Source organism: Streptomyces capoamus, assembly GCF_014654935.1.
In the GTDB taxonomy this organism is placed as follows: domain Bacteria; phylum Actinomycetota; class Actinomycetes; order Streptomycetales; family Streptomycetaceae; genus Streptomyces; species Streptomyces capoamus.
Genome location: NZ_BNBF01000038.1, coordinates 44,130 through 47,738 on the forward strand (window position 1 = coordinate 44,130; position 3,609 = coordinate 47,738).

Below are 3,609 nucleotides of genomic sequence, written 5' to 3' on the forward strand. Positions count from 1 at the left end.
CGGTCGGTCACCAGCGCCGAGTGCAGGTAGATGGCGTGCGGCATCAGCGTCGCGCCGATGATGCCGACGGCCAGGAGGGCGCCTTGCGAGCCCGACACCGACGGCAGCAGTCCCGAGGCCGCCGCGCCCGCGTCGAAGGTGCCGCGGGCGGTCAGGTAGGCGAACGCCAGCAGCAGCAGGGCGAGCGTCAGCGTCAGCAGCCGCTCCAGCCAGCTGCGGCGACGGCCGTACAGGTGCAGCAGGACGTAGGAGATGCCTCCCGTGATCAGGGCGGACTCCAGGGGGCCGAGGCGGAAGAGCAGTTGGAGCGCGATGGCCGAACCGGTGAACTCGGCGAGGTCCGTCGCCATCGCCGTGATCTCCGCCTGTATCCACAAGGCCGTCGACACGCGCGACCCGAACCGGTGCCGGCACGACTCGGGAAGGCTCTTGCCGGTGACGATGCCCAGTTTGGCCGACAGGTACTGGACCGGTACGGCGGCGCACCCGGCGGCCAGCACCACCCACAGGAGCTGGTAACCGGTGTCGGCCCCGCTCTCGACGTCGGTGGCGAAGTTGCCGGGATCGATGTACGCGACGGCGGCAAGAAACGCCGGCCCCACCAGCTTGAGGGCGGGGCGGGCGCGGCGCCGCGGCGGGCGCACGCGTGGCTCGGTGACCAGGGCGGACGTGGGCAACGGACTCCTCCGGTGACGGGCGGCGGACGAACAGCCGGCAGAACAAGGCGCGTTGGATTCGCACCGCGTCGGATGGCGGAGCGTACATGAGGATTTGGAGTGATTTAAGTGCATAGATCAGAAATGTTCGAACCGGCAACAGAGGTGCCGGTCCTGCGCACGCCGACGGCCGCGCCCTACCGGTACGCGGGGCGCATCCGCAGCGCCGTCGTCGTCGGCACCGGTCTGATCGGCACCTCCGTGGCCCTGTGCCTGGCCGGCCACGGCGTACAGGTTCATCTGCGGGACGCGGACGACGACTCGGGACGCACGGCGTCCGCACTCGGCGCCGGCCGGCTCGACCCGCCCGCCGAGCCGGCGGACCTGGCCGTCGTCGCCGTACCGCCCGCCCTGGTGGGGCAGGTCTTCGCCGAGGTCCAGCAGGAGGGCCTGGCCCGGCACTGCATGGATGTGGCCAGCGTCAAGCGCGGGCCGCTTCGGGACGCCGAGGCGCTCGGCTGCGACCTGTCCTCCTGTATCGGCAGCCATCCCATGGCCGGCCGGGAGCTGTCGGGCCCTCTTGCCGCACAGGCCGCGCTCTTCAAGGGCCGGCCCTGGGTCCTCACGCCCACCGAGAGGACCGGGACGGAGACCCTCAACCTCGCGCTGGAGCTGATCGCCCTCTGCGGTGCCGTGCCGGTGCTGATGGACGCCGCGGAACACGACCGCGCGGTGGCCCTCGTCTCCCACACCCCGCAGCTCGTCGCCAGTCTGATGGCTGCCCGGCTGGAGACCGCGGAGCCGTCCACGGTCCGGCTGGCGGGGCAGGGGCTGCGGGACGTGGTGCGCACGGCGGCTTCGGCGCCCGCGATGTGGATGGACATCCTGGACGCCAACGCCGGCGTCGTGGCCGATGTGCTGGACGACCTGGCGGCCGACCTGACCGCGACGGTGCGGGCGCTGCGGGACCTGTCGGCGCCGCCCGGGACCGGGCGGGCGGCGGGCGCGGGCCGGCTGGCGGACCTGCTGCGCCGGGGCAACGCCGGGCACGGCCGCATTCCCGGTAAGCACGGGGAGGCCGCGACGCGCTACGACAGCGTCGCCGTGCTCATCGGGGATCAGCCCGGAGAGCTGGCGCGCCTGCTCGCGGACGTCGGCGCCACCGGCGTCAACGTGGAGGACGTGAAGATCGAACACTCCCCGCGTGACGCCTCCGGACTGGTGGAACTGTCCGTGACCTCGGGCACGACACCCGGTCTCGCCGCAGCGCTCCAGGCACGCGGCTGGGGCGTACGACTGGCGGACGCCGCCTCTCCCATCCCCTGACCGCACCTCAGCGGTGTCCGAGAAGAGCCGGGTCCGGTCACTGTGGCTCGACCCGCTTGACGCCTCCGAGTAGCCGCCGTCCGCCGGATCCCGCACACGGGAGATCTTGTTCCGGACGCCGAACGGTGCGTCCATCGCGCACCGAGCGGGACGTCGCCTTGTCTCACGGTGTGCGGTCGAGGGCCCCTTCGGTCGGGGCGGGTGCCGGGACCGGGTTCGGGTGGGAGGCCGTGCGGTGCTGCCGGCGCTCCAGGCGGCCGGAGGCGACGGCGGTGAGCAGCGCGGCCGCGGTCATCACCGCACCGACCGCGCTGGAGGACGCGTATCCGAAGCCGGCGCTGATGGTGAGGCCGCCGAGCCAGGCGGCGATGGCGTTGCCGAGGTTGAAGGCGCCGATGTTGAGGGAGGACGCCAGCGTCGGTGCCCCCGCCGCGTTGTCCAGCACGCGCTTTTGCAGGGGCGGGACGGTCGCGAAGCCGAACACTCCGATCAGGAACGTCAGGATCACCGCGGCGGCCTGGTGGGAGGCGGTGAGACTGAAGCAGAGCAGGGTCGCGCCCAGCAGGGCCAGCGAGGTGCAGAGCATCGGCATGAGCCGCTTGTCGGCGAGCCTGCCGCCGACGATGTTGCCGAGCACCAGCCCGCAGCCGAAGACGACGAGGATCCCGGAGACGGAGGAGTCGGGGAAGGACGCGACCTCCGTCAGGATCGGCGCGATGTAGGTGACGGCGGCGAAGACCCCGCCGAAGCCCAGGACGGTCATCAGCATCGCGAGCACCACCTGCGGGTTGCGCAGTGCCGCTGCCTCCCCGGCGACACCGACCCGCTCGGGACGGCGGTCGGCGGGGACGAAGCGGAGGACCCCGGCGACGCCGAGGACGCCCAGGAGGGCGATGAGGACGAAGGTGACGCGCCAGCCGGCCGCCTGCCCGACCAGCGTTCCCAGCGGAACGCCCGCCACGTTGGCGATCGTGAGGCCGCTGAACATCATCGAGATCGCCGAGGCGCGGCGGTGCGGGGCCACGAGGTCCGCCGCCACCACCGATCCGATGCCGAAGAAGGCGCCGTGCGCGAAGGAGGCGAGGACCCGGCCGAGGAGCAGGAGGGCGAAGCTCGGTGCCGCCGCGCACAGCGCGTTGCCGGCCACGAAGACGGCCATGAGCAGCGCGAGCATCGACTTCCTGGACATCCGGGTGCCCAGCAGGGTCATCACGGGTGCGCCGACGACCACGCCGACGGCGTAGGCCGTGACCAGGTAGCCGGCCGCCGGGATGGACACGCCGTAGGTGTCCGCCACCTGCGGCAGGATCCCGGTGGCCACGAACTCCGTGGTCCCGATGCCGAACGCGCCCATGGCGAGGGCCAGAAGTGCCAGGGGCATGAGTACTCCTCGACCTGGCGCGCCGGGTCGGCGCGCGGGCTGGTGGTGGGGGCCGGCCGCGCCGCCGCCGGGGGCGCGGCGGGCGCGGGCGGGCCGGAACGCCGGGGACCCGCCCGCCGACGGCGGGGGACGGCCGTCGGGCGGGCGGAGTGTCACCGCGCAGTGACGTTAGCGCGGCCGGCCCCGGTGACCCGAGGAGTCGATGCGGACGACGGGCGTCTTCGGCAAGTCGCCGGTGTCGTGGGC

Annotated in this window: 3 protein-coding genes; 1 reads left to right on the forward strand and 2 read right to left on the reverse strand. The window is 73.2% G+C overall.

Annotated features, from left to right (window positions below; all coding sequences use genetic code 11):
• Positions 1–677, reverse strand: a 677-nt coding sequence (locus IE312_RS35615; RefSeq protein ID WP_189986472.1) for an Nramp family divalent metal transporter, incomplete at its 3' end; no start/stop codon positions are given.
• 195 nt (positions 678–872) lie between these two features.
• Between IE312_RS35615 and IE312_RS35620 the strand changes: the two genes are divergently transcribed.
• Positions 873–1,982 (forward strand): prephenate dehydrogenase, encoded by a 1,110-nt coding sequence (locus IE312_RS35620; RefSeq protein ID WP_189986478.1) that lies wholly within the window; start codon positions 873–875, stop codon positions 1,980–1,982.
• A gap of 163 nt (positions 1,983–2,145) precedes the next feature.
• On the opposite strand, the gene IE312_RS35625 is transcribed toward IE312_RS35620, so the two are convergent.
• The gene (locus IE312_RS35625) at positions 2,146–3,363 is read right to left on the reverse strand and encodes an MFS transporter (RefSeq protein WP_189986473.1); all 1,218 of its coding nucleotides are present in this window, start codon (positions 3,361–3,363) and stop codon (positions 2,146–2,148) included.
• Positions 3,364–3,609 lie beyond the last annotated feature (246 nt).